This window comes from Rugamonas sp. GW822-FHT03B10 (genome assembly GCF_058801745.1).
The window spans coordinates 47,655-73,691 of sequence record NZ_JBXANP010000021.1 but is presented as its reverse complement, the minus strand read 5'-3'; the positions used below and the strand labels follow the sequence as shown (position 1 = coordinate 73,691).

Below are 26,037 nucleotides of genomic sequence, written 5' to 3'. Positions count from 1 at the left end.
CGAGTTGAACGACGGGGAGATGTTGGTCAGGGTCTGGGCCAGGTCGAAATTGCCGCCCGATTCGGCCGCCTTGTTCATGGGGATCACGTCGACCGGCACCGTGGTGTCGGTGGCCGAACTGACGGCGCGGCGCGAGCCGACCACGTTCACGGTCTGGATGTCGCCGCTGGCGGTCTGGGCGTGGGTTTCTGGTGCCAGCATGGCCAGCGCGGCACTGCCGTACAGGCTCAGCAAGACGGCTTTACGTAAAGTTGAAGTAGCGAACACGTTGACGTCTCCCTATGAAAAGCATGATTCTAGACAAAGTATTCACAGACACACATCAAATCTTGGTAGCGCTACAACAAATAAATGCCAACTGTGCTGTTTTGCATACAAACGGCGGCGCGCGACCGTGCGCGCCGTCAAGATCGTGTAGAAAACGGCAAGAAATCAGCACATGCGCACAGGGCCGGCCAGCGGGTGCGCCGCGCCGATGATGGCGATGCGGCCGCCGCGCACGGCGGCCGGATAGCGTAAAATACTGTATATAAACACAGTATCATTATCATCCCCTTGCCATGACCGCCACACCCACGCCCACCACCGGCCTGCCGGCCTATGCCGAGCTGTATTGCCTGTCCAATTTCTCGTTCCTGCAGGGCGCGTCCCATGCGGAGGAACTGGTCGCGCGCGCGGCCCAGCTCGACTATGCGGCACTGGCACTGACGGACGAGTGCTCGCTGGCCGGCGTGGTGCGCGCCCACGCGGAAGCGAAGCGGGCCGGCCTGCCGCTGCTGATCGGCGCCTCGTTCCAGCTGCGCGGCGCGGACGGCCAGGTGGCGCTGTCGCTGGTGGCGCTGGCGCAGAACCGCAACGGCTACGGCAACCTGTCCGAGCTGATCACCATCGGCCGCACGCGGGCCGCCAAGGGCACGTACCTGCTGACGCTGGACGACCTGGCCGCGCCGCCGCCCGACTATGCCCACCTGCGAGGCTTGCCCGACTGCCTGCTGATCCTGCTGCCCCATTACCCGGCCCACCAGCCCGGCGACGTGGACCGGCTGCACACGCAGGCGGCGTGGATGGCGGCCACGTTTCCCGGCCGGGCCTGGGTGGGGCTGAACCTGCTGCAACGCGCGTTCGACGAGGCGCACCGCATCAGTGTGGCCGAGGTGGCCGGCCAGCATGGCTTGCCGGTGGTGGCCGTGGGCCATGTGTGCATGCACGTGCGCTCGCGCAAGCCGCTGCACGACACGCTGTGCGCGGTGCGCATCGGCAAGCCGGTGGCCGAATGCGGCTACGCGCTGGCGCAGAACGCCGAGCAGCGTCTGCGCCCGCGCTTGCGGCTGGCCAACCTGTATCCGGCGGCGGCGCTGGCCGAGACGGTGCGCATCGCCGGCCTGTGCGATTTTTCGCTCGACCAGTTGCGCTATGAATACCCGGACGAGCTGGTGCCGCCCCGCCACACGCCGACCAGCTACCTGCGCCAGGAAACCTATATCGGCGCCCACCAGCGTTTCGTGGACGGCATCCCGGCCAAGGTCCAGCAGCAGATCGAACACGAGCTGGAGCTGATCGCCGCGCTGCGCTACGAGCCGTACTTCCTCACCGTCTACGACATCGTGCGTTACGCGCGCGCCAACGGCATCCTGTGCCAGGGACGCGGCTCGGCCGCCAACTCGGCCGTGTGCTACTGCCTGCACATCACCGAGGTGGACCCGGCGCGCGGCAACCTGCTGGTCGAGCGTTTCATCTCGCGCGAGCGGGCCGAGCCGCCCGACATCGACGTCGATTTCGAGCACCAGCGGCGCGAGGAGGTGATCCAGTACATCTACCGGAAATACGGCCGCACGCGCGCCGCGCTGGCGGCCGTGGTGATCAGCTACCGGCCCAAGAGCGCGCTGCGCGACAGCGGCAAGGCGCTGGGCGTGGACCTGGCCATCGTGGAGAAGGTGGCGCGTTCGCACCACTGGTTCGACGGCAAGCGCGACCTGCTGAACCGGCTGGCCGAGTGCGGCCTCGACCCGACCTCGCTGCTGGCGCGCCAGTGGGCCACGCTGGCCCAAAGCCTGCTGGGTTTTCCGCGCCACCTGTCGCAGCATCCGGGCGGCTTCGTGATCGCCCAGGGCAAGCTGTCGCGCCTGGTGCCGGTGGAGAACGCGACGATGGACGAGCGCAGCGTGATCCAGTGGGACAAGGACGACCTGGAGGAACTGGGCTTGCTGAAGGTGGACGTGCTGGCGCTGGGCATGTTGTCGGCGCTGCGGCGCGCGTTCGACCTGGTGGGCCAGCAGCGCGACTCCGTGTTCAGCATGCAGGACGTGCCGCCCGAGGACCCGGCCACCTACGACATGATGTGCGAGGCCGACACCATCGGCGTGTTCCAGATCGAATCGCGCGCGCAGATGAGCATGCTGCCGCGTCTGCGCCCGCGCCAGTTCTACGACCTGGTGATCGAGGTGGCGCTGGTGCGGCCCGGCCCGATCCAGGGCGGCATGGTCCACCCGTATCTGCAGCGGCGCATGGACCCGTCGCTGGTGCAATTCCCGCCCGGCCTGGAGACGGCGCTGGGCCGCACGCTGGGCGTGCCCATCTTCCAGGAGCAGGTGATGCAGGTGGCCATCCTGGCGGCCGGCTTCTCGCCCGGCGAGGCCGACCAGCTGCGGCGCGCCATGGCGGCCTGGAAGCGCAAGGGCGGCATGGACAAATACCACGACCGCATCATCAATGGCATGCTGGAACGCGGCTACGAGCTGGCGTTCGCCGAAGCCATCTGCAGCCAGATCCAGGGCTTTGGCGAATACGGTTTTCCCGAATCGCACGCGGCCAGCTTCGCGCTGTTGACCTACGCCAGTTCCTGGCTCAAGTGCCACGAACCGGCCGCCTTCCTGTGCGCCTTGCTCAACAGCCAGCCGATGGGGTTTTACGGCCCGTCGCAACTGGTGCAGGACGCCAAGCGGCACGGCGTGGTGGTGCGTCCCGTGGATGTGGCCGTGAGCGGCTGGGAATCGACGCTGGAGGAGGTGGCCGGCGCGCGCGGCCAGCCGGCCGTGCGGCTGGGGCTGTCGCTACTGCGCGGGATGCGGGCCGAGCCGTCCCAGCGCATCGAGGACGCGCGCGCCGTGTCGCCGTTCGCCTCGGTGGCCGACCTGGCCCGGCGCGCCGGGCTGGACCGGCACGACCTGCAGGTGCTGGCCGGCGGCAACGCGCTGCGCCAGTTGGCCGGCCACCGCCGGCAGGCGCTGTGGCAAGCCGTGGGCGCGGTGCCGGACAAGGACTTGCTGCGCCCCACCACGCCGGACGAGGAGGCGCCGGTGCTGGCCGCGCCGTCGGAGGGGGAGAGCATCCTCGGCGACTACCGGGCCCAGGGGCTGACCCTGGGCCGCCATCCGCTGGCGCTGCTGCGCCCGCAATTGCTGGCGCAGCGCTTTGTGCCCGCGTCCACCCTGCAGGGCTACCGCAACGGCCAGCTGGCGCGCGGCTGCGGCATCGTCACCGTGCGCCAGCGGCCCGGCACGGCCAAGGGCGTGCTGTTCATCACCATCGAGGACGAGACCGGCAATGTGAACGTGATCGTGTGGCCGGCGCTGGTCGAGCAGCAGCGGCGCGAGGTGCTGAGCGCGGCCCTGCTGGGCGTGTATGGCGTGTGGCAGCGCGAGGGCACGGTGTGCCACCTGGTGGCCAAGCGGCTGGTCGACATGTCGCATTTACTGGGGCGTTTGCCGACGATCAGCCGCGATTTTTGCTGAGCGAGCGTGATATTTTTCCCCAAAGGTGTCACAAAGATGGCAAAATAATAATATGAAAACTTTAACATTGCGAGCGGCAGTACCGGAAGACGCCGGCGCGATCAGCGCACTGATTGCCGATTTGATGCCTTACATGACGCTCGACGCCGACGGCGCCGGCGCCGAACAATTCATGGCCAACATGGCCGAGCCGGCCATCGCCGGCTACCTGGCCCAACCCCGCTACCAGTATCTGCTCGGCTTCATCGGCCCGGTGCTGGCCGGCGCCGTGGCGATCCGCGACCGCAGCCACCTGTTCCACCTGTTCGTGGCGCGCGAATTCCATGGTTGCGGCCTGGGCCGCCAATTGTGGCTGGCCGCGCGCACGGCCGCGCTGGTGGCGGGCAACACGGTCGGCTTCACCGTCAACGCCTCCGACTACGCGTTTCCCATGTACCAGCGCTGGGGCTTCCTGCCCACCGGGCCACGGGTGGAGGAGGGCGGGGTGGCGTGGGTGCCGATGCACCTGCCGCCGTGCGCATGACGGGTATAGCGGGTATATGCGTGGCCATAGCCCGCCGGCTGCGGCGCCGGCCAAAATGGCGTTCGCCGCTGGCGCTTAGTGGTGCTTAGTGGCACTTGGTGGCGCTTAGTGGCGCTTAGCTGAGGCCGGAGCGCTGGTCCGACGGGTGCTCGTAGTAGCGGTGGATCTGCGCCGCCCACGCCGGGTTGGCCATGTTGGGCCAGTGGTCGGGGTCGAAGCCGGGCGCCTCGTCCAGCCGCTGCTTGTCGATGTTGAGCGTGAAACCCTTGTGGACCGGATCCAGCGTGAGTGCCTGCCAGGGCACGGCGAACAGCTTGGCGCCCAGGTGGAACACGCCGCCGTGCGCCATGACGGCGTAGGCGATGGTACCGTTGCGCATGTCGAGCATGATTTCGCGGATCTGGCCCAGGTGTTCGCCCTTGAGGTTGCGCACCGGGTCGCCGATCACGGTGCCGGCGCCCATCAGGTCGGGGCCGGGGCCGTGGTGGCCCGTGTCCACGTAGACGCCGTCGGCATCGCGGTCTTGGTAGTGCATGGTGACCTCCCAGGAGAAAGTTGCCAGTCTGGCCCCGACCGGCATGCCGGTCGGTTCGTTGCTTCACACTGCTGCCGGAAAGGCAATGATGTCGAAAAGAAATTAAAAAACCAGCTATTTTTCACCACTTTCCTGCCCCGATTCTACGCCCGGAATGGGATTTTTCCGGCGGGAAGGATGAAGAATGACTCAGTTTAGGCTATAATTTCAATTTCCCGCACGTGCCGTTCGGCACCATCTGCAATGACCAAATTTGTCTTCGTCACTGGCGGCGTCGTGTCTTCCCTCGGTAAAGGGATTGCCGCCGCCTCTCTCGCCGCGATCCTCGAATCGCGCGGCCTCAAAGTCACCATGCTCAAGCTCGACCCGTACATCAACGTCGACCCGGGCACGATGAGCCCCATGCAGCACGGTGAAGTGTTCGTCACCGACGACGGGGCGGAAACCGACCTCGACCTCGGCCACTACGAGCGCTTCATTTCCACCCGGATGAAAAAGGTGAACAACTTCACCACCGGCCAGATCTACGAATCGGTGATCCGCAAGGAACGCCGTGGCGAGTACCTGGGCAAGACGGTGCAAGTGATCCCCCACATCACCAACGAGATCCAGGACTACATCCGCCGCGGCGCGGAAGGCTACGACGTGGCCCTGTGCGAAATCGGCGGCACGGTGGGCGACATCGAATCGCTGCCGTTCCTGGAGGCGGCCCGTCAGCTGAGCCTGCGCGCCGGCCGCAAGAACACGGCCTTCGTGCACCTGACCCTGGTGCCCTACATCGCCTCGGCCGGCGAGCTGAAAACCAAGCCGACCCAGCACTCGGTGCAGAAGCTGCGCGAAATCGGCATCTCGCCCAACGCGCTGCTGTGCCGCGCCGACCGCCGCATCCCCGAGGATGAGCGCGCCAAGATCTCGCTGTTCTCCAACATCGAAGAGCAGGCCGTGATCTCCGTGTGGGACGTGGACACCATCTACAAGGTGCCGCAGATGCTGCACGACCAGGGCCTGGACGCCATCATCTGCGAGGCGCTGGACCTGGACCCGGCCCCGGCCGACCTGTCCGTGTGGAGCAAGCTGATCTACACGCTCGAGCACCCGAAGGCGGAAGTGTCGATCGGCATGGTCGGCAAGTATGTCGAGCTGACCGAATCGTACAAGTCGCTGACCGAGGCGCTGCGCCACGCCGGCATCCACAACGAGGCGCGCGTCAACATCGAGTACATCGACTCGGAAGAGATCGAAACGCGCGGCTGCGCCGAGCTGGCCAAGTTCGACGCCATCCTGGTGCCGGGCGGCTTCGGCAAGCGCGGCGTGGAAGGCAAGATCATGGCGGCCCAGTTCGCCCGTGAGCACAAGATCCCCTACCTGGGCATCTGCCTGGGCATGCAGGTGGCGCTGATCGAATACGCGCGCCACAAGGCCGGCCTGGCCAACGCCAACTCGACCGAGTTCGACCTCGACACCGACCAGCCCGTCGTCGCCCTGATCGACGAATGGCAGGGCCAGGATGGCAAGGTCGAGAAGCGCGACGAGAACTCCGACCTGGGCGGCACCATGCGCCTGGGCGCGCAGACCTGCGCCGTCAAGCCCGGCACGCTGGCGGCCGAGATCTACGGCGGCGTGGTGACCGAGCGTCACCGCCACCGTTACGAGGCCAACAACCACTACCTGCCGCGCGTGGAAGCGGCCGGCCTGATCGTGGCGGCCCGCACCCCGACCGAGGACCTGTGCGAGATCATGGAATTGCCGCGCACCGGCGAGAACGCGCACCCGTGGTACATGGGCGTGCAGTACCACCCCGAGTTCAAATCGACCCCGCGTGACGGCCATCCGCTGTTCACGTCCTACATCAAGGCCGCCCTCGCGCACCAGGCCGCCAGCGGCAAGCCCCGCTTGCACGCCGTGAAAGAGGGCGAGCTGCAAGGAGACGCAGCATGAAACTGTGCGGATTTGACGTCGGCCTCGACCAGCCGTTCTTCCTGATCGCCGGCACCTGCGTGATCGAATCGCGCCAGATGGCGTTCGACACGGCCGGCGCGCTGAAGGAAATGACGGCCGAGCTGGGCATCCCCTTCATCTACAAGTCCTCGTTCGACAAGGCCAACCGTTCCTCGGGCACCTCGTACCGTGGTCCCGGCATGGACAAGGGCCTGGAGATCCTGGGCGACGTCAAACGCGAGCTGGGCGTGCCGGTGCTGACGGACGTGCACACGATCGAGGAGATCGCGGCCGTGTCGTCGGTGGTGGACGTGCTGCAGACGCCGGCCTTCCTGTGCCGCCAGACCGACTTCATCACGGCCTGCGCCCAGTCGGGCAAGCCGGTCAACATCAAGAAGGGCCAGTTCCTGGCGCCGACCGACATGAAGAACGTGATCGACAAGGCGCGCGCCGCGGCCCAGGCCGCCGGCCTGCCGGACGACGTGTTCATGGCGTGCGAACGCGGCGTCTCGTTCGGCTACAACAACCTGGTGTCGGACATGCGCTCGCTGGCCATCATGCGCGAGACCAACTGCCCGGTCGTGTTCGACGCCACCCACTCGGTGCAACTGCCCGGCGGCCAGGGCACGTCGTCGGGCGGCCAGCGCGAGTTCGTGCCGGTGCTGGCGCGCGCGGCCGTGGCCGTGGGCGTGTCGGGCCTGTTCATGGAAACCCACCCGACGCCGGCCACCGCGCTGTCGGACGGCCCCAACGCCGTGCCGCTGGGCCGCATGAAGGAACTGCTGTCGACGCTGATCGACCTCGATCGCATCACCAAGAAAGCCGGCTTCCTCGAATCCAGCTTCAATTAATCGCAGCTAGCGGGACCGGGTCCGGCGCAGCGGCGCCGGATCCGGTCCCGCTGCGCACATGCAGATTGCGCATCAGACGCAACGCCTGAACCGTTACGCTTTTAACCTTTGGAGAATGACATGAGTGCTATTGTTGACATTATCGGCCGTGAAATCATTGACTCGCGCGGCAATCCGACCGTGGAGTGCGACGTTCTGCTGGAATCGGGCGTGATGGGCCGCGCCGCCGTGCCGTCGGGCGCCTCGACCGGCTCGCGCGAAGCGATCGAGCTGCGCGACGGCGACCCCAAGCGCTATTTCGGCAAGGGCGTGCTGCAAGCGTGCGAGAACATCAACACCGAAATCTCGGAAGCCATCATGGGCCTGGACGCCAATGAGCAAGCCTTCCTGGACCGCACCCTGATCGACCTGGACGGCACCGAGAACAAAGGCCGCCTGGGCGCCAACGCCATGCTGGCCGTGTCGATGGCCGTGGCCAAGGCCGCCGCCGAGGAAGCCGGCCTGCCGCTGTACCGCTACTTCGGCGGTTCGGGCGCGATGCAACTGCCAGTGCCGATGATGAACGTGATCAACGGCGGCGCGCACGCCGACAACAACCTGGACATCCAGGAATTCATGATCATCCCCGTGGGCGCACCGTCGTTCAAGGAAGCGATCCGCTACGGCGCCGAAGTGTTCCACACGCTGAAGAAGATCCTGCACAAGAAGGGCCTGACCACGGCCGTGGGCGACGAAGGCGGCTTCGCACCGTCCGTGGCCAACCACGAAGAAGCGATCAAGCTGATCATCCAGGCCATCGAGGAAGCCGGCTACGAGCCAGGCACCCAGATCGCGCTGGGCCTGGACTGCGCCGCCTCCGAGTTCTACAAGGATGGCAAGTACCAGCTCGAAGGCGAGGGCCTGAGCCTGACCGCCACCGAGTTCACCAACCTGCTGGCCACCTGGTGCGACAAGTACCCGATCATCTCGATCGAGGACGCGATGGCCGAAGGCGACTGGGACGGCTGGGCGATCCTGACCAAGGAACTGGGCAAGAAGGTGCAGCTGGTGGGCGACGACCTGTACGTCACCAACACCAAGATCCTGAAGGAAGGCATCCAGAAGGGCATCGCCAACTCGATCCTGATCAAGATCAACCAGATCGGCACCCTGACCGAGACCTTCGCCGCCATCGAGATGGCCAAGCGCGCCGGTTACACGGCCGTGATCTCGCACCGCTCGGGCGAAACCGAAGACTCGACCATCGCCGACATCGCCGTGGGCCTGAACGCGCTGCAGATCAAGACCGGCTCCATGTCCCGTTCGGACCGCATGGCCAAGTACAACCAGCTGCTGCGCATCGAGGAAGACCTGGGCGATATCGCCTCCTACCCTGGCCGCGACGCGTTCTATAATCTGAAGTAATTGTCACACTGCGGCCGGAGCGATCCGGCCGCTTTTTCACACCATGCGTCTGATCACCCTCGCACTGGCGGCCTTGCTGCTGCTGATACAGTACCCGCTATGGCTGGGCAAAGGGGGCTGGCTGCGCGTGGCCGATTACGAGGCGCAGGTCGAGGCCGCGCACAAGAAAAACGCGGAACTGATCGCCCGCAACGCCAAGCTCGACTCCGAAGTGCGCGACCTCAAGGACGGCACGGGCGCGGTCGAAGAACGGGCTCGCTACGAGCTCAGCATGATCAAACAGAACGAGATCTTCATCCAGATCGTCGGCAAGGGGCAAACGACACCCGCGCCGGCCGCCGCTGCCACTACCGCGCCGTAAGGATAACGGCGCCGTCGCGGCTTCAACGCAAGGATACGCCATGCTCATCCATGGAAGCTGCCATTGCGGCAATATCTCCTTCGCGCTCGACTGGGCGCCCGAGCCAGCCTTCATTCCGGCGCGCGCCTGCACGTGCAGCTTTTGCGTCAAGCATGGCGGCGTGTGGACTTCCTGCCCGACGGGCGCGCTGGCCGTGACGGTGCGCGAGCCGGCCCACGTGTCGCCGTACAGCTTCGGCACCAGGACGGCCGAATTTCACCTGTGTACGCAATGCGGCGTGGTGCCGGTGGTGACCAGCCGCATCGACGATCACCTGTACGCCGTCGTCAGCGTGAACGCGTTCGACGACGTGGACCGCGCGCTGCTGCAACACGGCAGCGCTTCCTTCGACGGCGAAGGCGGGGACGCCCGCCTGGCCCGGCGCAAGCGCAACTGGATCGCCAACGTCACGTTCAACGGCGCCGGCGCATGAGGCCGGCCTCAATGTGTGGTTTCGCCCGCCGAGGTGCCATTCGAAAGTGTTAAGCAAGCAAAAATGAAGGTAGTATTACATTTGACCAGAAGCAAGAAACTGCAGTTGACGGAATAACACTTACTCTACGAGGAGACGTCAATGTTGTCGAATGTACGGATCGGTACCCGGCTGGGTATGGCCTTCTTTTTGCTGACCTTGCTGTCGTTGCTGCTGGGCTGGATCGCCATCCAGGAGACGGCGGCCATGGACGCGCAGTGGAAATCGATCAAGCTCGATGCGCTGGCCAAGCGCAACGCCGTCAACCGGGGCAACATCGCGCTCGGCGACGGCATCCACCACTTCAAGAACTTCATCCTGCGCGGCGGCGACTATGCGCAGAAATTCGGCAACGACATGGCGGCGGTGGAACGCGTCGCCGACGATTACAAGGCCATCGGCGCGCTGAACGCCGAGGAAGAGAAGCTGATGAACCAGTTGCGCGAGGGGGCCGCCGCCTACCGCCGCGACATGCAGACCCTGGTCGCCATGCGCGCCAAGACCGACAAACCCAACGAGCTGGACAAGGCCGTGGCCGGCGCCGACAAGCCCATTTCGGCCGCGCTGGCCAGCCTGACCGCGCGCACCGACGAGACGCTCAAGCAGGCCGACGTCAAGATGACGGAGGTGAGCGCGGAGGCGCAGTCGCGCGTGCTGGTCACGCTGGGCGTGGCGGTGCTGCTGACCATCGCGTCCGGCGTGCTGATCACGTTCAGCATCACCCGTCCCATCAACCGCGCCGTCACGGTGGCCGAGACGCTGGCCCGCGGCGACCTGGCGATCGACGTGCAAAGCGATGCGCGCGACGAGACGGGCAAGCTGCTGGCCGCCATGCAGCACATGGTCGCCAGCCTGCGCCAGGTGATCGACAGCCAGGCCCGGGTGGTGAGCGCGGCCAACCAAGGCAACTTCGAGGCGCGGGTGGACCTGGCCGGCATGCAGGGTTTCCAGAAGGAGATGGGCGAGGGCTTGAACAACCTCATCACCACCACCGGCGCCAGCATCGACGACGTGGTGCGCATGATGGCCGCCGTGGCCGAAGGCGAGCTGGACTGCGCGATCGAGAAGGACTATGCGGGCGCGTTCGGTCAGCTCAAGCAATACTGCAACAACACGGTGCAGAAGCTGGCCCAGGTGGTGGCCGAGGTCAACAGCAGCGCCGAGGCGCTGGCCAGCGCGTCCGAGGAAATCAGCGCCACCGCGCAAACCCTGTCGCAGGCGGCCAGCGAACAGGCCGCCGGCGCGGAGGAGACCAGCGCCGCCATCGAGCAGATGACGGCCTCGATCGCCGCCAACACCGAGAACGCCAAGGTCACCGACGGCATGGCCAGCCAGGCCGCGCGCGAGGCGGTCGAGGGCGGCGAGGCCGTGCGCTCGACCGTGGCGGCCATGAAGCAGATCGCCAAGAAGATCCAGATCATCGACGACATCGCCTACCAGACCAATCTGCTGGCGCTGAACGCGGCCATCGAGGCGGCCCGCGCGGGCCAGCACGGCAAGGGATTCGCCGTGGTGGCGGCCGAGGTGCGCAAGCTGGCCGAACGCAGCCAGCTGGCGGCGCAGGAAATCGAACAGGTGGCCACCGGCAGCGTGGAGCTGGCCGAGAAGGCGGGACAATTGCTCGATCAGATGGTGCCCAACATCCGCAAGACGTCCGACCTGGTGCAGGAGATCACGGCCGCGTCGGAGGAGCAATCGTCGGGCGTGGGGCAGATCAACAGCGCCGTGGGCCAGCTGAGCCAGACCACGCAGCAGAACGCGTCGAGCTCGGAGGAACTGGCGGCCACGTCGGAGGAAATGAGCGGCCAGGCCGAGACGTTGCAGCAGACCATGTCGTTCTTCAAACTGGGCGGCGGCCGGCAGACGCATGCCGCGCCGCGCCGCGGCGGCAGTCCCGAGCGCCGTCCGGCCAGCAACGTTGGTGGCCGTGGCGGCAGGGTCGCCCATGCGGCGGAAGCGGACGAGGGCAACTTCGTTCGCTTCTAGCGCGCAAAAACCGGGGTCAGGTCATGCCTTCCCGCATTTTGCGTGTCGGCATGACCTGACCCCGGTTTTTTTTTACGCGTCCACCGCGCGCCGGCCAAGCGCGGGGTCGTCCGTGAAGAAGCCATCGATGCCGGTGGCCAGGTAGCGCCGCATCTCGGCCACCGAGCCCGCTTCGTTGCGCGCGTTGTCGCCCGCGCCGTCGCGGAAATCGGCCGCCAGGAAGCGGTTTTCGGGACGGAAGGTCCATGGTTCCACCCGCAATCCCGCGCGGTGCGCATCGTCCACCAGTGACGTCGGCTGGGCCAGCTTGCCATCCTTGGCCAGTGGAATGATGGCGCGCGTGGGCGGCGCCACCACGTCGGCATAGGCGGCGATGTCGCGCAGGCCTTCCGGTGTGCACATGCGGGCGAAGGTCAGCGTGCCGCCGGCCGCCGCCACGTCGCTGGGACGCACGGCGTCGGGCACCACCAGCTGCATCAGGCGCAGGTTGGCGCGCCGGCCCAGCTTGCCGCGCAGGTGTTTGAGGTTGGCCACTTCGAACGATTGGATCTCGACCGGGTTGCGGCGCGTGTAGTCGTGCCCGCCCAGGATGGCGAGGAAGCGATCCTCGAGTGGCAGGCCGACGCTGGCGAAGTAGGTCGAACTTTTCAGTTCCGGCACCAGTCCGATCACGCGCCCGCGCGCGGCCGACTCGGCCGCCACGAAGTCGATGATCTCCTCCCAGCTCACCACCTGGAACATGCCGTTGTAGCCGGCGCTGCCGGGGCGCACCTCGCCCAGGCGCTCGACGGCGCGCAGCGTTTTCAGTTCGGCGAACGTGAAGTCGTCGACGAACCAGCCTTCGTGCGCTTCGCCGTCGATGGTCTTGCGGGCGCGGCGGCTGGCGAACTCGGCGCGGCTGGCCACGTCGGTCGTCTCCGTCAGGTTCGCTTCGTGGCGTGCCACCAGCACGCCATCCCTGGTGCACACGAGGTCGGGCTCCACGTAGTCGGCGCCGTCGGCGATGGCGCGCGCGTACGAGGCCAGCGTGTGTTCGGGCCGCAGCGCGCTGGCGCCACGGTGGCCGAACACGAGCGGCCTGGCTGGCGCCGTCGTCAGCCCAGGCACGGCCAGCGCGGCGGCCGGCGCCAGCAGCGCGCAGCCGGTGGCGGCGGCGCTCGCGTGGAGGAAGCCGCGGCGCGACAAGCGGGTGGGGAAGAAGATCGTGCTCATCAGAAGTCCGCCATCACGGTGAAGAAGGCCTGGCGCGGGGCGATCGGGAAGGTGTTGTAGGTCTTGTCGGCGGCGCCCACCACCACGTTCAGGCTGCCTTCGCGGTCCAGCAGGTTGCTGACGTTGACGCGGTAGCGCGCGTTCTTGACCACGCCGCCGTTCAGGAATGGCAGCTTGCCCGACACGCCCAGGCCCAGCAGGAAGTAGCTGGGCACACTCAAGTCGTTGGTGTAGGTGGCGTAGCGCTTGCCCACGTAGTCGCCCATCAGCTGGAATTCCATGTCGGCCACGGTGGCCGTGGCGACGAATTTGTTCATCCACTCGGGGCTGCCCGGCACCGACTTGCCGGCCGTGGGCACGATGGCCGCGCCGTTGCTGTAGTTGTCCGAGTAGGTCGAATGGTTGTACGACAGCGCATCGTAGAACGAGAACGCGCGCCCGAAGTGGACGGTGGCGGACAGGTCGATGCCGTCCGTCTTCACGCTGCCCACATTGGCCAGCACCGGGTTGCCGCCGATGATGGCCAGCAGCACGGGCGTGGGGCTGATCTGCAGCAGGCGGTCCTTGAAGTCCACGTGGTACAGGCTGATCTGGCTGTCGATGGCCGTCACGGGACCCGATGGCAGCGTGCGGTTGCTGCGCAGGCCGGCCTCGTACGTGACCGAGGTCTCCGGCTTGGCCGTGGCCTTGAACAGGTCGAACGCCTGCTGGCTGGCCAGGCTCCACGGCGACGCGCCGCCGCCGCCGTAGGTGACGAACTGGCGCATGTTCTTCTGCACGTTGACGAACAACTGGTCCCGGGCGCTGATGTCCCAGCGCGCGCCCGCTTGCGGCAGGAACCATTTCTTGGTGATGATCTCGCCCACCGGCAGGGCCGGCGAGCCGTTGGCGATGGCGCCCTTGGCCGGCTGCACGGGGTAATTGCCCTCGGCGAATTGCAGGCTGGATTTGAAGCCCGCCAGCAGCGCCAGGTCGGGCCGCACGCGCCATTCGTCCTGCAGGTGGAGCTGCGCCACCTTGTTGTTGATCTCGCTGCCGTACTGGGTGATCAGCGGATCGCTGGGGCGGTCGTATGGCGAGCTCGGATGGTTCACGTCCAGCGCGTACCAGCGGCGGTAGGCTTCCGAGCGGTTGTGCTCCAGCCACAGGCCGGCCTGCACCTGATGCTCGCCCAGCTCCATGCGCACCGTCGACAGCAGGCCGGCGCGGTTGATCGCGTATTCTGTCGTGCGGGTGGCGTAGCCAGAGTTGCCGAACACTTGCTTGAGGTTCTGGTTCGGGTAGTAGACGCTGAACAGGCCGGGCAGGCCGGCCACGCCGATCGGTCCGGCCACCACGCCGACCCCGTCGTCATGGTGGTAATAGACCTGGTTGGACCAGGTGGTGGCGTCGCTCAGGTTGGCCTCGTATTTCGCGTAGGTCAGGTAGTCGGTGCGCTGGGCGTCGCTGTAGTAGTTGCGGTAGTTGTTGCCGTCGGCGGCCGGGGTAGCGCCGGTGGGCGACAGGTAGGCCAGCGCGGCCGCGAAGTCCGGGTACAGGAAGGGGCGCGTGTAGGGTGCGCTCTTCTCGCCGGCCACGTGGACCGTGCTGTCCTCGTTCGGTTCGATCTTGTCCGAATAGTTGAAGAACACGGTCAGCTTGCCCGCGTCGGCGCGGTGCGCGTATTTGGCGTTGACCTGGTCGCCGCCCTGGCGGCCGTCGAAGTCCCAGGCCCGCGCCTCGTGGTGGATGGCCGACAGGTAGGCGCTGTTGCCGTCGCCGAACTCGCCCGTGTCGAAGCGGGCATAGGTGCGCGAGGTGCGCTGGCTGCCCACCGTTTGCTGCACGGTGGCGCCGCGCGTGGCCAGCGGGTCGGCCGAGAAGGTTTCGATGGTGCCGCCCAGGTTGCTGGTCGAGGCCGTGGCCAGGTCGCCGGCGCCCGACGACAGGATCACGCTGCTGACGTTCTCGCTGATGACGGCGCGCTGCGGCGACAGGCCGTTGTAGTTGCCGTACTGCTGGTCGCCCAGCGGCACGCCGTCCATCGTGTAGCCCAGTTGCTGGCCCGAGAAGCCGTGCACGAACAGCGACAGGTTCTGCTCGTTGTTGCCCCACGGGTCGGCGGTCTGGAAGCTGACACCGGGCAGCGTGTGCAGCGCCTTGAGCGGATTCACGCCGGGCAGGATCTTCTGCATGTCGGCCTTGCCCAGCGCGACGGACGAGCGCGTCTTACGGGTGGCGATTTCCACCGTCGTGATGGGGCCGACGGCGGCGGCCGCCTCGGTGGCGAAGTCGGCGGCGCTGGCCGTGCTGTCGGCGGCGATCAGGGCGGCGCTGTCGGGCCGGCCCATGTCGGCCATGGCGGAGGCCACGTTGACGCTCATCGCCAGCAGGGGGAAGCTGAGGGCCGCCAGGCAGGAGACCATGGCGCCGGCGGGGGCGCGGGGAGTCGTGCGATTCATCGTAGTGCCTTGTCGTGTATGCCAAGATTGTGGGAACTGCAACGCGGCGGATGATAGGCAGTCTGTGTGACGCCATGATGACGACGGCTGGAGCGGGCGCGCGCATCGGCCCGGCGCGCGGCTGGACAAGCGGGCGGGGCGCTCGTACACTGCGCCCAATGACATTCATGCAAGGCGGGGTGACGATGCGCGCGAAGGCGAGGCTGGCGGTGGTCGCGGTGGCGATGACGCTGACGGGATGCTACACGGTGGACCAGAACCGTTTTTCCACCTTCGTGGCCGGCACGGTCACGCCCGGCATGCCGATGGAGCAGGCGCTGGTGCGCATGGCGGCGGAGGGGTTCTATTGCGACGGCAAGGCGCAGCCGCCGGCCATCGTGTGCACGCGCAGCCAGCAGCGGATCTTCCCCGGCAGCTGCATCGAGCAAGTGAACCTGAGCCGCGCGGGCTCAGGCAAGACGTTGGGCGCGGTCGATATCGCGCCCATCAAGTGCGTGCACTGGTAAACGACAAACCGGGGTCAGGTCATGCCATCGAGCATCTTGCCCGATGACATGACCTGACCCCGGTGTTGGCGGTGTTAGTGCTTGGCTTCGCCCGCCGGGATCAGCACTTCGACCGGCGCGTCGCTGGTGAACAGCTGGGCGCAATCGACGCGGTCGTATTCGTAGTGCTGGCCGCAGAAATCGCAGTGCACGCCCACGTGGTCGAGCTCGGCGAGCACGCCGTCGACCTCCTCGCGGCCCAGCATCTTGAGCATGTTGCCCACTTTTTCGCGCGTGCACGTGCAGTGGAATGACGGGTGCACGGGATCGAACACGCGGATCGTCTCTTCCCAGAACAGGCGCTGCATCAGCACGTCGATCGGCGCCTCCAGCAATTCCTCGCGCTTGAGCGTAGAGCCGAGGATCACGGCGCGGTTCCACGTTTCCAGCGCTTCTTCCTGCGACAGCGGTTCGGCTTCCGCCTTGCCGCCGTGGTTGGGCAGCTTTTGCAGCAGCAGGCCGCGCGCCGCGTCGTCGCTGGCGGCCAGCCACAGCTTGGTGTCGAGCTGTTCCGAGCGCAGCATGTAGTTTTCGATCACGGTGGCCACGTCGTCGCCGTCCAGCGGCACGATGCCCTGGTATGGCTGCTGGCCCGGCACCTTGTCGGCCGGGTCGAGCGTGATGGCGAAGCGGCCCTTGCCGTGTTCATTCAGCAGCGCCGTCAGGTTGGCGCCGTCGGCGATGGCCGCGTCCGGCGCCAGCTTGGCCGTGGCGCGCAGGCGCAGTTCGGCGTCGCACTCGACCACCAGCAGCCGCACCGGGCCGTCGCCATGGATCTGCATGACGATGGAGCCGTTGAACTTCAGGTTGGCCGACAGCAGCGCGGCGGCGGCCACCATCTCGCCCAGCAGCTGCTTGACGGCGGCCGGGTAGTGGTGACGCGACAACACCTCGCGCCAGGTGGCGGAAATATCGATGAACTCGCCGCGCACGGCGGCGTTTTCAAAGATGAATTTCTGCAGGGTGTCCGGGGTGGTGCTCATCGGGGTAATGCTCATATTCCTTATCCGATCTTGTTAAGTTGCGTCTTGAACATCTGGCCGCGCTGGACGTAGTTGTCCGCGTTGCCTTGCAGACGCTCGATTTCTTCGGCCGTCAGCGTGCGCACGGCCTTGGCCGGGGCGCCGATGATCAGCGAGTAATCCGGGAATTGCTTGCCCTCGGTGACGAGCGCGCCGGCGCCCACCAGGCAACCCTTGCCGATCACGGCGCCGTTCAGCACCACGGCCTGGATGCCGATCAGCGCGCCGTCGCCGATGGTGCAGCCGTGCAGCATGGCCTGGTGGCCGATGGTGACTTTGCGGCCCACCGTCAGCGGGTAGCCCATGTCCGTGTGCATGATGGTCGATTCCTGTACATTGCTGTTCTCGCCGATCGTGATGCGCTCGTTGTCGCCGCGGATCGTCACGCCGAACCAGACGGAGGCGTTGTCGTGGACGGTGACCTTGCCGATCACGCTGGCGGTGTCGGCGATGAAGGCGGATGCGGCGATCTCAGGCGTGTGTTCGCCCAGTTGGTAGATAGTCATGGGATACCTTGGTAGAGAGCAACGGGATGGCGCTATTTTACGCTGCGGTCACCCGTTCCCGCTAAAAAACGGTCGATCACGGGATGGCGCGGCGCGGACGCGGGCATAGGCGCACACGATGCGAACGGTCGTGCTATTATTTTGCTTTCCGGCTGGCAAGCCACCCATATTGCGCCATGCGCACCCATTTCAAGGCAGATCATCATGCATACAGCATCCCGTTCCGAGTTCCTGAATGTGCGCGGCCTGCGCTACCACGTGCGCCACTGGGGCCGGGTGGGCGCGCCCAAGATCGTCATGGTGCATGGCTGGATGGACGTGTCGGCCTCGTTCCAGTTCGTGGTCGACGCCCTGCAGGGCGACTGGCACGTGATCGCGCCCGACTGGCGCGGCTTCGGCCTGTCCGAGCGCTCCGGCGCCGACACCTACTGGTTCCCCGACTACCTGGCCGACCTCGACGCCATCCTGCGCCATTACGCGCCCGACGAGGCCATCAACCTGCTCGGCCACAGCATGGGCGGCAACGTGGTGGGGCTGTACGCGGGCGCGCGGCCCGAGCGCATCCGGCGCCTGATCAACCTGGAGGGCTTCGGCCTGAAGGCCAACCGGCCCGAGCAGGCGCCCAAGCGCTACGCCAAATGGATGGATGAAATGCTGGCGCCACCCACCATGCGCGGCTACGACTCGCTGGAGGCGGTGGCGGCCCGGCTGCAAAAGACCAACCCGCGCCTGACCGACGCGCGCGCGGCCTTCCTGGCCCAGCACTGGTCGGCGCGGAACGCGGCGGGGCAGTGGGAGATCCTCGGCGATCCGGCCCATAAGCGCATGGGGCCGCTGCTCTACCATGTGGACGAGGTGATGGCGTGCTGGAAGGCCATCACGGCGCCCGTGCTGTGGGTGGAGGCCGTCGATACCAATATGTGGGACTGGATGGGGCCGAAGCCCGAGGCGCGCATCGAAATCGACCGCCGGCTCGGTCATCTGGCCGACGTTCGGTGCAAGATGATGGACGATGCGGGCCACATGCTGCACCACGACCAGCCCGAGGTGCTGGCCCGCATGATCGAGGAATTCCTGGCCTGAAAACAAAGCCGTGCAGGACTTACGCCAGCGCTAACGGCCGGGTGGCAAGCAGCGTACAATGAACCTTTCGATACTGCCCCAGCCAGGCCTGATTTTCGTATGTTAAAAGTCGATCTGCATTGCCATTCCAACGTTTCCGACGGCGTGCTCGCGCCGTCTGCCGTCGCGGCCCATGCCCGCAAGGCGGGGGTGGACGTGTGGGCGCTGACCGACCACGACGAGGTGGACGGCGTGGCCGCCGCCCGCGTCGCCGCACAGGAGTTGGGCATGCGCTTCGTGTCCGGCGTCGAAATCTCCATCACCTGGGCCAAGGAGACGGTGCACATCGTCGGCCTGCAGGTGGACGAAACCAATCCGGCCCTGCTGGCCGGCCTGAGCCGCACCCGTTCCGGGCGCGACGCGCGCGGGCGCGAGATGGCGGTCCAGCTGGCGGCCGTCGGCATTCCGGACGCCTATGAAGGGGCGCTCAAGTACGTGGGCAACCCGGACCTGATGTCGCGCACCCACTTCGCCCGCTACCTGATCGAAATCGGCGTGTGCGCCAACGTGCCCGACGTGTTCAAGAAATACCTGACCGAAGGCAAGCCCGGCTACGTGGCGCACAGCTGGGCCAGCCTGGCGGACGCCGTCGGCTGGATCCGGGGCGCGGGCGGCATCGCCGTCATCGCCCACCCGGGCCGCTACAAGTTCAACCAGATGGCCCAGGGCGTGCTGTTCGACGAGTTCAAGCAATTGGGCGGCACGGCCATCGAAGTGGTGACGGGCAGCCACACGCCGGACCAGTACGCCGTCTATGCGCAACTGGCCAACCAGTACGGCTTCCTGGCCTCGCGCGGCACCGACTTCCATGCGCCGGGCGAGGCGCGCGTCGATTTCGCGCAGCTGCCGCCGCTGCCGGCCAACGTGACGCCCATCTGGCACGACTGGTTTTGAGGCCGATAGTTACCATCATCTTGTATTTCCCGGTGTTCGCCCGTATTTTATAGGTTCGTTATGATTTCGGCATTGGCACAGGGAAAACCCTCATGAAACGCATCGTTCTGTTTATCGCCACCAACCTCGCGGTGCTGTTGGTGCTGTCCATCGTGTTGTCGGTGCTCGGCATCGGCCGTCCCGGCGTCAACGGCGGCCTGGATCTGGGCAACCTGCTGGCGTTCTCGCTGGTGGTGGGCTTCACGGGCGCCATCTTTTCCCTGTTGATCAGCAAACCGATGGCCAAGTGGAGCACGGGCGCGCGCGTGATCGACACGCCGTCCAATTCCACCGAACTGTGGCTGGTCAACACGGTCAAGGCGCTGGCCGAGCGGGCCGGCGTGGCCATGCCGGAAGTGGCCATCTACGAGGGCGAGCCGAACGCCTTCGCCACGGGCGCGTTCAAGAACTCGGCGCTGGTGGCCGTGTCCACCGGCCTGCTGGAGAGCATGAACCGCGACGAGGTGGAGGCCGTGCTCGGCCACGAGATGGCCCACGTGGCCAATGGCGACATGGTGACCATGACCCTGATCCAGGGCGTGGTCAACACCTTCGTCGTGTTCCTGGCGCGCGTGGTCGGCTACTTCGTCGACCGCGTGCTGCTCAAGGGCGACGACGAGCGGCGCGGCCCCGGCATCGGCTACACGGTCACCGTGTTCGTGTGCGAGATCGTGTTCGGCCTGGCCGCCTCGCTGATCGTGGCCTGGTTCTCGCGCCAGCGCGAGTTCCGCGCCGACGCCGGCTCGGCCCGCCTGCTGGGCAGCAGCCTGCCCATGCAGCACGCGCTGGCCCGCCTGGGCGGCATGGAGCCGGGCGCGCTGCCGCAGTCGCTGTCGGCGTCCGGCATCACGGCCGGCGGCGGCTGGGGCGCGCTGTTTTCCACCCACCCGCCGTTCGAGCAGCGGATCGCGGCCTTGCGTAGCGTACAATTGTGAGCAATTCAACAGCGCGGCGCCTGGGCGCCCCATGACTGGCATATGAGTCAATTTTTCCAGATCCACCCCGACAATCCGCAGCAGCGCCTGATCAAGCAGGCCGCCCAGATCATCCACAGCGGCGGCATCGTCGCGCTGCCCACGGATTCCTGCTACGCGCTGGTGTGCCATCTGGACGACAAGTCGGCCGTGGAGCGCCTGCGCCGCATCCGCGGCATCGACGAGAAGCACCATTTGACGCTGCTGTGCCGCGACCTGAGCGAGATCGGCGTCTACGCGCGCGTGGACAACCGCCAGTTCCGCCTGCTCAAGGCGGCCACGCCGGGGCCGTTCACCTTCATCCTGGAGGCGACCAAGTGCGTGCCGCGCCGCCTGAGCCACCCGTCGCGCAAGACCATCGGCCTGCGGGTGCCGGAAAACGCCATCGTGCAGGCGCTGCTGGAGGAGCTCCAGCAGCCGCTGCTGGGCACCACGCTGATCCCGCCCGGCGACGACGACACGCCGCTGACGGAGGCCGACCACATCCGTGAGAGGCTGGAGAAGCAGATCGAGCTGATCGTCGACGGCGGCGCCTGCAGCCTGGAGCCCACCACCGTGATCGACCTGAGCGGCAGCGAGCCTGAGCTGGTGCGCCAGGGCCGTGGCGACGCGGCCATGTTCGGCCTGTAGTTCGGCCTATCCATGGGCGCCCACCCCAGCCCCCGCGCCGGGCTTAACCCCGCTTTAAGGGGCGCCCGCTCCAATGGCGGTTTTGCCGCTCTGATAAAATCCACCCCATGAACGATTACCAAACCATCCTCGTGTACGCGCTGCCGGTGCTGTTCGCCATCACGCTGCACGAAGCGGCCCACGCCTACGCGGCCCGCTATTTCGGCGACAGCACGGCCTTCCTGGCCGGCCGCATGAGCATGAACCCCCTCAAGCATATCGACCTGCTGGGCACCATCGTCATCCCCATCATGCTGTACCTGGCCACGGACGGCAAATTCGTGTTCGGCTACGCCAAGCCGGTGCCGGTGGACTTCTCGGCCCTGCGCAACCCGAAGAAACAGATGGCCTGGGTGGCGCTGGCCGGTCCGGCCGCCAACTTCGTGATGGCGCTGGGCTGGATGATCCTGGCCCTGCTGGAAGCGGCCGCCGGGGTGACGGAGCCGTTCTTCGTGCGCATGGCGCAGGCCGGCATCCTGACCAACATCCTGATGTTCGCCTTCAACCTGGTGCCGATCCCGCCGCTCGACGGCGGCCGCATCCTCACCAGCGTGCTGCCGCACGGCATGGCGTACAAGTTCGCGCGCATCGAGCCGTACGGTTTTTACATCGTGCTGGCCTTGATATACTTCAAAATTCTCAATTTCTTTGTCGTGCCGCTCGCCATGTTGACGGAATTCGTCCTGCGTATGCTGCTCACACCGCTTTCCCTACTTTTAAGTTGACCCATTATGTACCCTGATCGCGTCGTTTCCGGCATGCGCCCCACCGGTGCCATGCACCTTGGCCATTACCATGGTGCGCTGAAAAACTGGATCAAGATGCAAACCGAGCTGCCGTGCCTGTTCTTCGTGGCGGACTGGCACGCGCTGACCACCCATTACGACGACCCCTCCATCATCGAGCGCAGCACCTGGGACATGCTGGTGGACTGGCTGGCGGCCGGCATCGACCCCTCGCAGTCGACGCTGTTCATCCAGTCCAAGGTACCCGAGCATGCCGAGCTGCACCTGCTGCTGTCGATGGCCACGCCGCTGGGCTGGCTGGAGCGGGTGCCGACCTACAAGGACCAGATCGACAACCTGTCCAACCGCGACCTGGCCACCTACGGCTTCCTCGGCTACCCGCTGCTGCAGGCGGCCGACGTGCTGATCTACCGCGCCAGCCAGGTGCCGGTGGGCGAGGACCAGGTACCCCACATCGAGATGATGCGCGAAATTGCGCGCCGTTTTAACCACTTGTACGGCAAAGAGAAGGGTTTCGAGGAAAAGGCGCAGGAGGCGGTGAAGAAGCTGGGCAGCAAACGCGCCAAGCTGTACAACGAACTGCGCACCGAATACCAGCAGGACGGCAAGGACGACGCGCTCGAACAGGCCAAGGCCATGCTCGACGACGCCCAGAGCCTGTCGATGATCGACCGCGAGCGCCTGTTCGGCTACCTGGAGGGCAGCCGCAAGCTGATCCTGGTCGAGCCGCAGGCCCGGTTGACGGCCGCCTCGCGCCTGCCGGGCCTCGACGGGCGCAAGATGTCCAAGAGCTACGGCAACGCCATCGCCTTGCGCGAGGACAAGGACGTGGTCACGAAGAAAGTGCGCACCATGCCCACCGATCCGGCCCGCGTGCGCCGCACGGACGTGGGCGACCCGGCCAAGTGCCCGGTGTGGCAATTCCACGAGGTCTATTCCGACCCGGCCACCAGGGAATGGGTGGTCAAGGGGTGCAAATCGGCCGGCATCGGTTGCATCGAATGCAAGCAGCCGGTGATCGACGCCATCGTCAAGGAACAGGAGCCGATGCACGAGCGCGCCCAGCAGTATCTGGACGACCCGTCGCTGGTGCGCGCCATCGTGGCCGACGGCAACGACGCGGCCCGCAAGCTGGCCCAGGAAACCATGCGCGACGTGCGCGAAGCGATGGGGCTGGCCTACGCATGAGCGACTTCGTCTCCCCCTGGGTGCGCCGCTACGCGCCGTTGATCCCCGGCGGCGAGGTGCTGGACCTGGCCTGCGGCAGCGGCCGCCATGCGCGCCACCTGGCCGCGCTCGAGCACGCCGTCATCGCGGTCGACCGCGACCCGGCCGCGCTGGCCGCCGCGGCCGGCCCCGGCATCGTCACGTCGGAGGTGGACCTCGAGGCGGACGACGCCGTGTGGCCGTTCGGCCCCGGCCGCTTCGCCGGCATCGTCGTCACCAATTACCTGCACCGGCCGTTGCTGGCGTCCATGGTGGACAGCCTGGCGGCGAACGGTGTGCTGATTTACGAAACTTTCGCCGACGGTAACGCCCAGTTCGGCAAGCCATCCAATCCCGCCTTTTTGTTGCAGGCGGGCGAACTGCTGAACCTGGCGCGCGACCACGAGTTGCGCGTCGTCGCGTTCGAGGATGGCGTGGTAGAAGCGCCTAACCCTGCGATGGTGCAACGCTTGTGCGCCGTCAAGCCGGACTTTCCCCGCGTGGCGGCCCTGTTGCCGCCATTTTGAACAGTGATTTGTAGGTGGCGATGCACCACAGGCGCGGGCTATCGTCTACAATCGTTGTTTTAATCCTTTATGCAATTGGTTTCCTATGATTAAGGGCAGCATAGTAGCAATCGTCACCCCGATGCACGCAGACGGCAGTCTGGACTTCCCGGGTTTGAACAAGCTGATCGACTGGCACATCGCTGAAGGCACGGACGGCATCGTGATCGTCGGCACCACCGGCGAATCGGCCACCGTCACCGTGCAGGAGCACTGCGCGCTGATCAAGGCGGCGGTCGAGCACACCAAGGGCCGCATCCCCATCATCGCCGGCACCGGCGGCAACTCGACCGCCGAGGCGATCGAGCTGACCCGCTACGCCAAGGAAGCGGGCGCCGACGCCGCGCTGCTGGTGGTGCCGTACTACAACCGTCCTACCCAGGAAGGCATGTACCAGCACTTCAAGGCCATCGCCGAAGCGGTGGACCTGCCCATCATCCTGTACAACGTGCCCGGCCGCACCGTGGCCGACATGAGCAACGAGACCATCCTGCGCCTGGCCGCCATCCCCAACATCGTCGGCGTGAAGGACGCGACCGGCAACATCGGCCGTGGCCTGGACCTGCTGCGCCTGGCGCCCAAGTCGTTCGCCGTCTATTCGGGCGACGATCCGTCGGCCATGGCCCTGATGCTGGCCGGCGGCAAGGGCAACATCTCGGTGACGGCCAACGTGGCCCCGCGCGCCATGCACGAGATGTGCAAGGCCGCCATGGAGGGCGACATCGCCAAGGCCATCGAGATCAACAACAAGGTGTTCCCGCTGCACCAGAAACTGTTCGTCGAGCCCAACCCGGTGCCCGTCAAGTGGGCGCTGGCCGAGATGGGCATGATGCCGGCCGGCATACGCCTGCCGCTGGTGCCGCTGGCCGGCGAGTACCACAACGCCGTGCGCGCGGCGCTGCGCGAAGCGGGCATCCTGCCGTAACTGGCTATTCACCGTCAGTGAACCGCGTGCCGCACGCGGTTCGCTCTCCACTCTGATCCCAGCTGTCATCCAGCTTCTTAACCAGTAACGACATGACTATTCGCAAGACAGCATCTATTTCCTCGCAGCGCGCCCTGATCGTGGGCGCCTTGATGGCCAGTTTGACCGGCTGCGGCATGATCGGCTCCGTCGTCGGCAATGACAAGGTGGACTACAAGTCCGCCAAGAAGGCCAGCACGCTCGACGTGCCGCCGGATTTGACGCAATTGCAGAAGGACAACCGCTACTCGCTGCCCGATTCGGCCAACGGCGTGGCCACCGCGTCCGGCTACAACGCCCAGAAGGGCAACGGACCGGCCGTCTCCGTGCAGGCTGGCACGGCCGTGGCGCCGGCCGCCATGAACGACATCCGCGTGGAGCGGGCCGGCAACCAGCGCTGGCTGGTCGTCAAGCAGACGCCCGAGCAACTGTGGCCGCAACTGAAGCAGTTCTGGGAGGATTCGGGCTTCACGCTGGCGCTGGACATGCCGACGGCGGGCATCATGGAGACGGAATGGAACGAGAACCGGGCCAAGATTCCGCAGGACTTCATCCGTAGCACGGTGGGCAAGGTGTTCGACGGCCTCTATTCGAGCGGCGAGCGCGACAAGTTCCGCACCCGCCTCGAACGGGCGGCCGATGGCAGCACCGAGATCTACATCAGCCACCGCGGCGTGCAGGAAGTGGTGACGGGCGCCCAGAAGGAATCGACGATGTGGACCGCCCGTCCCAACGATCCGGGCCTGGAGGCGCAATTCCTGGCGCGCCTGATGACCAAGCTGGGCAGCACGGAAGACGCGCAAGCCAAGACGGCCGTCTCCAACGCCATCGTCCAGCCGCAGCACGCCTCGCTGGTGGGCGCGGGCGCCGGGCGCGCCGTGTCGGTGGACGAGGGCTTCGACCGGGCCTGGCGCCGCGTCGGCCTGGCGCTGGACCGCGCCGGCTTCACGGTGGAAGACCGCGACCGCACCCAGGGCATGTACTTCGTGCGGTACGTGAACCAGGACGCCGGCGAGACCAAGGGCTTCTTCAGCAAGCTGTTCAGCTGGGGCGAATCCGAGGCCGACAAGGAAGCGCAGCGCTACCGCATCGCCGTCAAGGCGGGCACGGGCAGCGACAGCCTGGTCACGGTGCTCAACAACGCCGGCAAGCCGGAAACGGGCCCGGTGGCGGAGAAGATCCTGACCCTGCTGCACGAGCAGTTGAAATAACGGCCAGCGTCCCCGCGCAGCACCAAACCGGGGTCAGGTCATGCGATCGCGCATCTTGCGCGATCGCATGACCTGACCCC

At 66.4% G+C, this 26,037-nt stretch carries 23 protein-coding genes and 1 pseudogene; 18 read left to right on the top strand and 6 right to left on the bottom strand.

What is annotated here, in order from left to right; translation table 11 throughout:
• Nucleotides 1-267, bottom strand: a pseudogene (locus AC1RQG_RS24295) (TonB-dependent receptor); the annotation flags it as partial.
• 293 nt (nt 268-560) lie between these two features.
• Between AC1RQG_RS24295 and AC1RQG_RS24290 the strand changes: the two are divergent.
• Nucleotides 561-3,731 (top strand): error-prone DNA polymerase, encoded by a 3,171-nt coding sequence (locus tag AC1RQG_RS24290; RefSeq protein WP_493135382.1) that lies wholly within the window; start codon nt 561-563, stop codon nt 3,729-3,731.
• Nucleotides 3,732-3,864: 133 nt separating this feature from the next.
• Nucleotides 3,865-4,254, top strand: coding sequence for a GNAT family N-acetyltransferase (locus AC1RQG_RS24285; RefSeq protein WP_493135380.1), 390 nt, complete (start codon nt 3,865-3,867; stop codon nt 4,252-4,254).
• Between the two features lie 115 nt (nt 4,255-4,369).
• Here the strand turns inward: AC1RQG_RS24285 and AC1RQG_RS24280 are convergent, their stop codons facing one another.
• Nucleotides 4,370-4,789 (bottom strand): PRC-barrel domain-containing protein, encoded by a 420-nt coding sequence (locus tag AC1RQG_RS24280; RefSeq protein WP_493135378.1) that lies wholly within the window; start codon nt 4,787-4,789, stop codon nt 4,370-4,372.
• Between the two features lie 243 nt (nt 4,790-5,032).
• Between AC1RQG_RS24280 and pyrG the strand changes: the two genes are divergently transcribed.
• The 6 genes from pyrG to AC1RQG_RS24250 all read left to right on the top strand — a co-directional run bounded on the left by pyrG (nt 5,033) and on the right by AC1RQG_RS24250 (nt 11,840).
• The gene (gene pyrG / locus AC1RQG_RS24275; RefSeq protein WP_493135375.1) at nt 5,033-6,727 is read left to right on the top strand and encodes a CTP synthase; all 1,695 of its coding nucleotides are present in this window, start codon (nt 5,033-5,035) and stop codon (nt 6,725-6,727) included.
• The gene (gene kdsA, locus AC1RQG_RS24270) at nt 6,724-7,578 is read left to right on the top strand and encodes a 3-deoxy-8-phosphooctulonate synthase (RefSeq protein ID WP_493135373.1); all 855 of its coding nucleotides are present in this window, start codon (nt 6,724-6,726) and stop codon (nt 7,576-7,578) included. Before pyrG ends, kdsA begins: the two co-directional genes overlap by 4 nt.
• 120 nt (nt 7,579-7,698) lie before the next feature.
• Nucleotides 7,699-8,982 carry a phosphopyruvate hydratase gene (gene eno, locus AC1RQG_RS24265; protein WP_493135371.1) on the top strand — a complete coding sequence of 428 codons (1,284 nt, stop codon included), beginning with the start codon at nt 7,699-7,701 and terminating at the stop codon, nt 8,980-8,982.
• 43 nt (nt 8,983-9,025) lie between these two features.
• Nucleotides 9,026-9,343 carry a cell division protein FtsB gene (gene ftsB, locus AC1RQG_RS24260; RefSeq protein ID WP_493135369.1) on the top strand — a complete coding sequence of 106 codons (318 nt, stop codon included), beginning with the start codon at nt 9,026-9,028 and terminating at the stop codon, nt 9,341-9,343.
• 40 nt (nt 9,344-9,383) lie between these two features.
• A complete protein-coding gene (locus AC1RQG_RS24255) occupies nt 9,384-9,815 on the top strand; it encodes a GFA family protein (protein WP_493135367.1) in 432 nt (143 codons plus the stop codon).
• 141 nt (nt 9,816-9,956) lie between these two features.
• Nucleotides 9,957-11,840 carry a methyl-accepting chemotaxis protein gene (locus AC1RQG_RS24250; RefSeq protein ID WP_493135365.1) on the top strand — a complete coding sequence of 628 codons (1,884 nt, stop codon included), beginning with the start codon at nt 9,957-9,959 and terminating at the stop codon, nt 11,838-11,840.
• Between the two features lie 72 nt (nt 11,841-11,912).
• Here the strand turns inward: AC1RQG_RS24250 and AC1RQG_RS24245 are convergent, their stop codons facing one another.
• Nucleotides 11,913-13,052 carry a glycerophosphodiester phosphodiesterase gene (locus AC1RQG_RS24245; RefSeq protein ID WP_493135363.1) on the bottom strand — a complete coding sequence of 380 codons (1,140 nt, stop codon included), beginning with the start codon at nt 13,050-13,052 and terminating at the stop codon, nt 11,913-11,915.
• Nucleotides 13,052-15,493, bottom strand: coding sequence for a TonB-dependent receptor (locus tag AC1RQG_RS24240; RefSeq protein ID WP_493135361.1), 2,442 nt, complete (start codon nt 15,491-15,493; stop codon nt 13,052-13,054). Before AC1RQG_RS24240 ends, AC1RQG_RS24245 begins: the two co-directional genes overlap by 1 nt.
• 158 nt (nt 15,494-15,651) lie before the next feature.
• On the opposite strand from AC1RQG_RS24240, the gene AC1RQG_RS24235 reads away from it, so the two are divergent.
• Entirely contained in the window at nt 15,652-15,999 is a 348-nt protein-coding gene (locus AC1RQG_RS24235; protein ID WP_493135359.1) for a hypothetical protein, read from the top strand.
• A 74-nt stretch (nt 16,000-16,073) separates the two neighbouring features.
• On the opposite strand, the gene hslO is transcribed toward AC1RQG_RS24235, so the two are convergent.
• Both hslO and AC1RQG_RS24225 read right to left on the bottom strand, forming a co-directional pair.
• Nucleotides 16,074-17,036 (bottom strand): Hsp33 family molecular chaperone HslO, encoded by a 963-nt coding sequence (gene hslO, locus AC1RQG_RS24230; protein ID WP_493135357.1) that lies wholly within the window; start codon nt 17,034-17,036, stop codon nt 16,074-16,076.
• 5 nt (nt 17,037-17,041) lie between these two features.
• Complete coding sequence (locus AC1RQG_RS24225; RefSeq protein WP_493135355.1) at nt 17,042-17,566, bottom strand: gamma carbonic anhydrase family protein; 525 nt, start codon at nt 17,564-17,566, stop codon at nt 17,042-17,044.
• A gap of 204 nt (nt 17,567-17,770) precedes the next feature.
• Between AC1RQG_RS24225 and AC1RQG_RS24220 the strand changes: the two genes are divergently transcribed.
• The 9 genes from AC1RQG_RS24220 (at nt 17,771) to bamC (ending at nt 25,957) form a co-directional block, all read left to right on the top strand.
• Nucleotides 17,771-18,649 carry an alpha/beta fold hydrolase gene (locus tag AC1RQG_RS24220; protein ID WP_493135352.1) on the top strand — a complete coding sequence of 293 codons (879 nt, stop codon included), beginning with the start codon at nt 17,771-17,773 and terminating at the stop codon, nt 18,647-18,649.
• A 99-nt stretch (nt 18,650-18,748) separates the two neighbouring features.
• Nucleotides 18,749-19,582 carry a 3',5'-nucleoside bisphosphate phosphatase gene (locus AC1RQG_RS24215; protein WP_493135350.1) on the top strand — a complete coding sequence of 278 codons (834 nt, stop codon included), beginning with the start codon at nt 18,749-18,751 and terminating at the stop codon, nt 19,580-19,582.
• A gap of 92 nt (nt 19,583-19,674) precedes the next feature.
• The gene (htpX, locus tag AC1RQG_RS24210; protein ID WP_493135348.1) at nt 19,675-20,556 is read left to right on the top strand and encodes a protease HtpX; all 882 of its coding nucleotides are present in this window, start codon (nt 19,675-19,677) and stop codon (nt 20,554-20,556) included.
• Nucleotides 20,557-20,598: 42 nt separating this feature from the next.
• Nucleotides 20,599-21,225 carry an L-threonylcarbamoyladenylate synthase gene (locus tag AC1RQG_RS24205; RefSeq protein ID WP_493135346.1) on the top strand — a complete coding sequence of 209 codons (627 nt, stop codon included), beginning with the start codon at nt 20,599-20,601 and terminating at the stop codon, nt 21,223-21,225.
• Between the two features lie 107 nt (nt 21,226-21,332).
• Nucleotides 21,333-21,989, top strand: coding sequence for a site-2 protease family protein (locus AC1RQG_RS24200; RefSeq protein ID WP_493135344.1), 657 nt, complete (start codon nt 21,333-21,335; stop codon nt 21,987-21,989).
• A 6-nt stretch (nt 21,990-21,995) separates the two neighbouring features.
• Nucleotides 21,996-23,198 carry a tryptophan--tRNA ligase gene (locus tag AC1RQG_RS24195; RefSeq protein WP_493135341.1) on the top strand — a complete coding sequence of 401 codons (1,203 nt, stop codon included), beginning with the start codon at nt 21,996-21,998 and terminating at the stop codon, nt 23,196-23,198.
• A complete protein-coding gene (locus AC1RQG_RS24190) occupies nt 23,195-23,743 on the top strand; it encodes a class I SAM-dependent methyltransferase (RefSeq protein WP_493135339.1) in 549 nt (182 codons plus the stop codon). The genes AC1RQG_RS24195 and AC1RQG_RS24190 overlap by 4 nt, the downstream gene beginning before the upstream one ends.
• 85 nt (nt 23,744-23,828) lie before the next feature.
• Nucleotides 23,829-24,707, top strand: a complete 879-nt coding sequence (dapA, locus tag AC1RQG_RS24185; protein WP_493135338.1) for a 4-hydroxy-tetrahydrodipicolinate synthase — start codon at nt 23,829-23,831, stop codon at nt 24,705-24,707.
• 92 nt (nt 24,708-24,799) lie between these two features.
• Nucleotides 24,800-25,957 (top strand): NlpB/DapX family lipoprotein, encoded by a 1,158-nt coding sequence (gene bamC / locus AC1RQG_RS24180; RefSeq protein WP_493135336.1) that lies wholly within the window; start codon nt 24,800-24,802, stop codon nt 25,955-25,957.
• Nucleotides 25,958-26,037: the final 80 nt, after the last annotated feature.

Excerpts from the sequence above, each read along its gene's own strand:
- AC1RQG_RS24290 (WP_493135382.1), top strand. The coding sequence starts at position 561 with ATGACCGCCACACCCACGCCCACCACCGGCCTGCCGGCCTATGCCGAG.
- AC1RQG_RS24285 (WP_493135380.1), top strand. The coding sequence starts at position 3,865 with ATGACGCTCGACGCCGACGGCGCCGGCGCCGAACAATTCATGGCCAAC.
- AC1RQG_RS24280 (WP_493135378.1), bottom strand. The coding sequence starts at position 4,789 with ATGCACTACCAAGACCGCGATGCCGACGGCGTCTACGTGGACACGGGC.
- pyrG (WP_493135375.1), top strand. The coding sequence starts at position 5,033 with ATGACCAAATTTGTCTTCGTCACTGGCGGCGTCGTGTCTTCCCTCGGT.
- kdsA (WP_493135373.1), top strand. The coding sequence starts at position 6,724 with ATGAAACTGTGCGGATTTGACGTCGGCCTCGACCAGCCGTTCTTCCTG.
- eno (WP_493135371.1), top strand. The coding sequence starts at position 7,699 with ATGAGTGCTATTGTTGACATTATCGGCCGTGAAATCATTGACTCGCGC.
- ftsB (WP_493135369.1), top strand. The coding sequence starts at position 9,026 with ATGCGTCTGATCACCCTCGCACTGGCGGCCTTGCTGCTGCTGATACAG.
- AC1RQG_RS24255 (WP_493135367.1), top strand. The coding sequence starts at position 9,384 with ATGCTCATCCATGGAAGCTGCCATTGCGGCAATATCTCCTTCGCGCTC.
- AC1RQG_RS24250 (WP_493135365.1), top strand. The coding sequence starts at position 9,957 with ATGTTGTCGAATGTACGGATCGGTACCCGGCTGGGTATGGCCTTCTTT.
- AC1RQG_RS24245 (WP_493135363.1), bottom strand. The coding sequence starts at position 13,052 with ATGAGCACGATCTTCTTCCCCACCCGCTTGTCGCGCCGCGGCTTCCTC.
- AC1RQG_RS24240 (WP_493135361.1), bottom strand. The coding sequence starts at position 15,493 with ATGAATCGCACGACTCCCCGCGCCCCCGCCGGCGCCATGGTCTCCTGC.
- AC1RQG_RS24235 (WP_493135359.1), top strand. The coding sequence starts at position 15,652 with ATGACATTCATGCAAGGCGGGGTGACGATGCGCGCGAAGGCGAGGCTG.
- hslO (WP_493135357.1), bottom strand. The coding sequence starts at position 17,036 with ATGAGCATTACCCCGATGAGCACCACCCCGGACACCCTGCAGAAATTC.
- AC1RQG_RS24225 (WP_493135355.1), bottom strand. The coding sequence starts at position 17,566 with ATGACTATCTACCAACTGGGCGAACACACGCCTGAGATCGCCGCATCC.
- AC1RQG_RS24220 (WP_493135352.1), top strand. The coding sequence starts at position 17,771 with ATGCATACAGCATCCCGTTCCGAGTTCCTGAATGTGCGCGGCCTGCGC.
- AC1RQG_RS24215 (WP_493135350.1), top strand. The coding sequence starts at position 18,749 with ATGTTAAAAGTCGATCTGCATTGCCATTCCAACGTTTCCGACGGCGTG.
- htpX (WP_493135348.1), top strand. The coding sequence starts at position 19,675 with ATGAAACGCATCGTTCTGTTTATCGCCACCAACCTCGCGGTGCTGTTG.
- AC1RQG_RS24205 (WP_493135346.1), top strand. The coding sequence starts at position 20,599 with ATGAGTCAATTTTTCCAGATCCACCCCGACAATCCGCAGCAGCGCCTG.
- AC1RQG_RS24200 (WP_493135344.1), top strand. The coding sequence starts at position 21,333 with ATGAACGATTACCAAACCATCCTCGTGTACGCGCTGCCGGTGCTGTTC.
- AC1RQG_RS24195 (WP_493135341.1), top strand. The coding sequence starts at position 21,996 with ATGTACCCTGATCGCGTCGTTTCCGGCATGCGCCCCACCGGTGCCATG.
- AC1RQG_RS24190 (WP_493135339.1), top strand. The coding sequence starts at position 23,195 with ATGAGCGACTTCGTCTCCCCCTGGGTGCGCCGCTACGCGCCGTTGATC.
- dapA (WP_493135338.1), top strand. The coding sequence starts at position 23,829 with ATGATTAAGGGCAGCATAGTAGCAATCGTCACCCCGATGCACGCAGAC.
- bamC (WP_493135336.1), top strand. The coding sequence starts at position 24,800 with ATGACTATTCGCAAGACAGCATCTATTTCCTCGCAGCGCGCCCTGATC.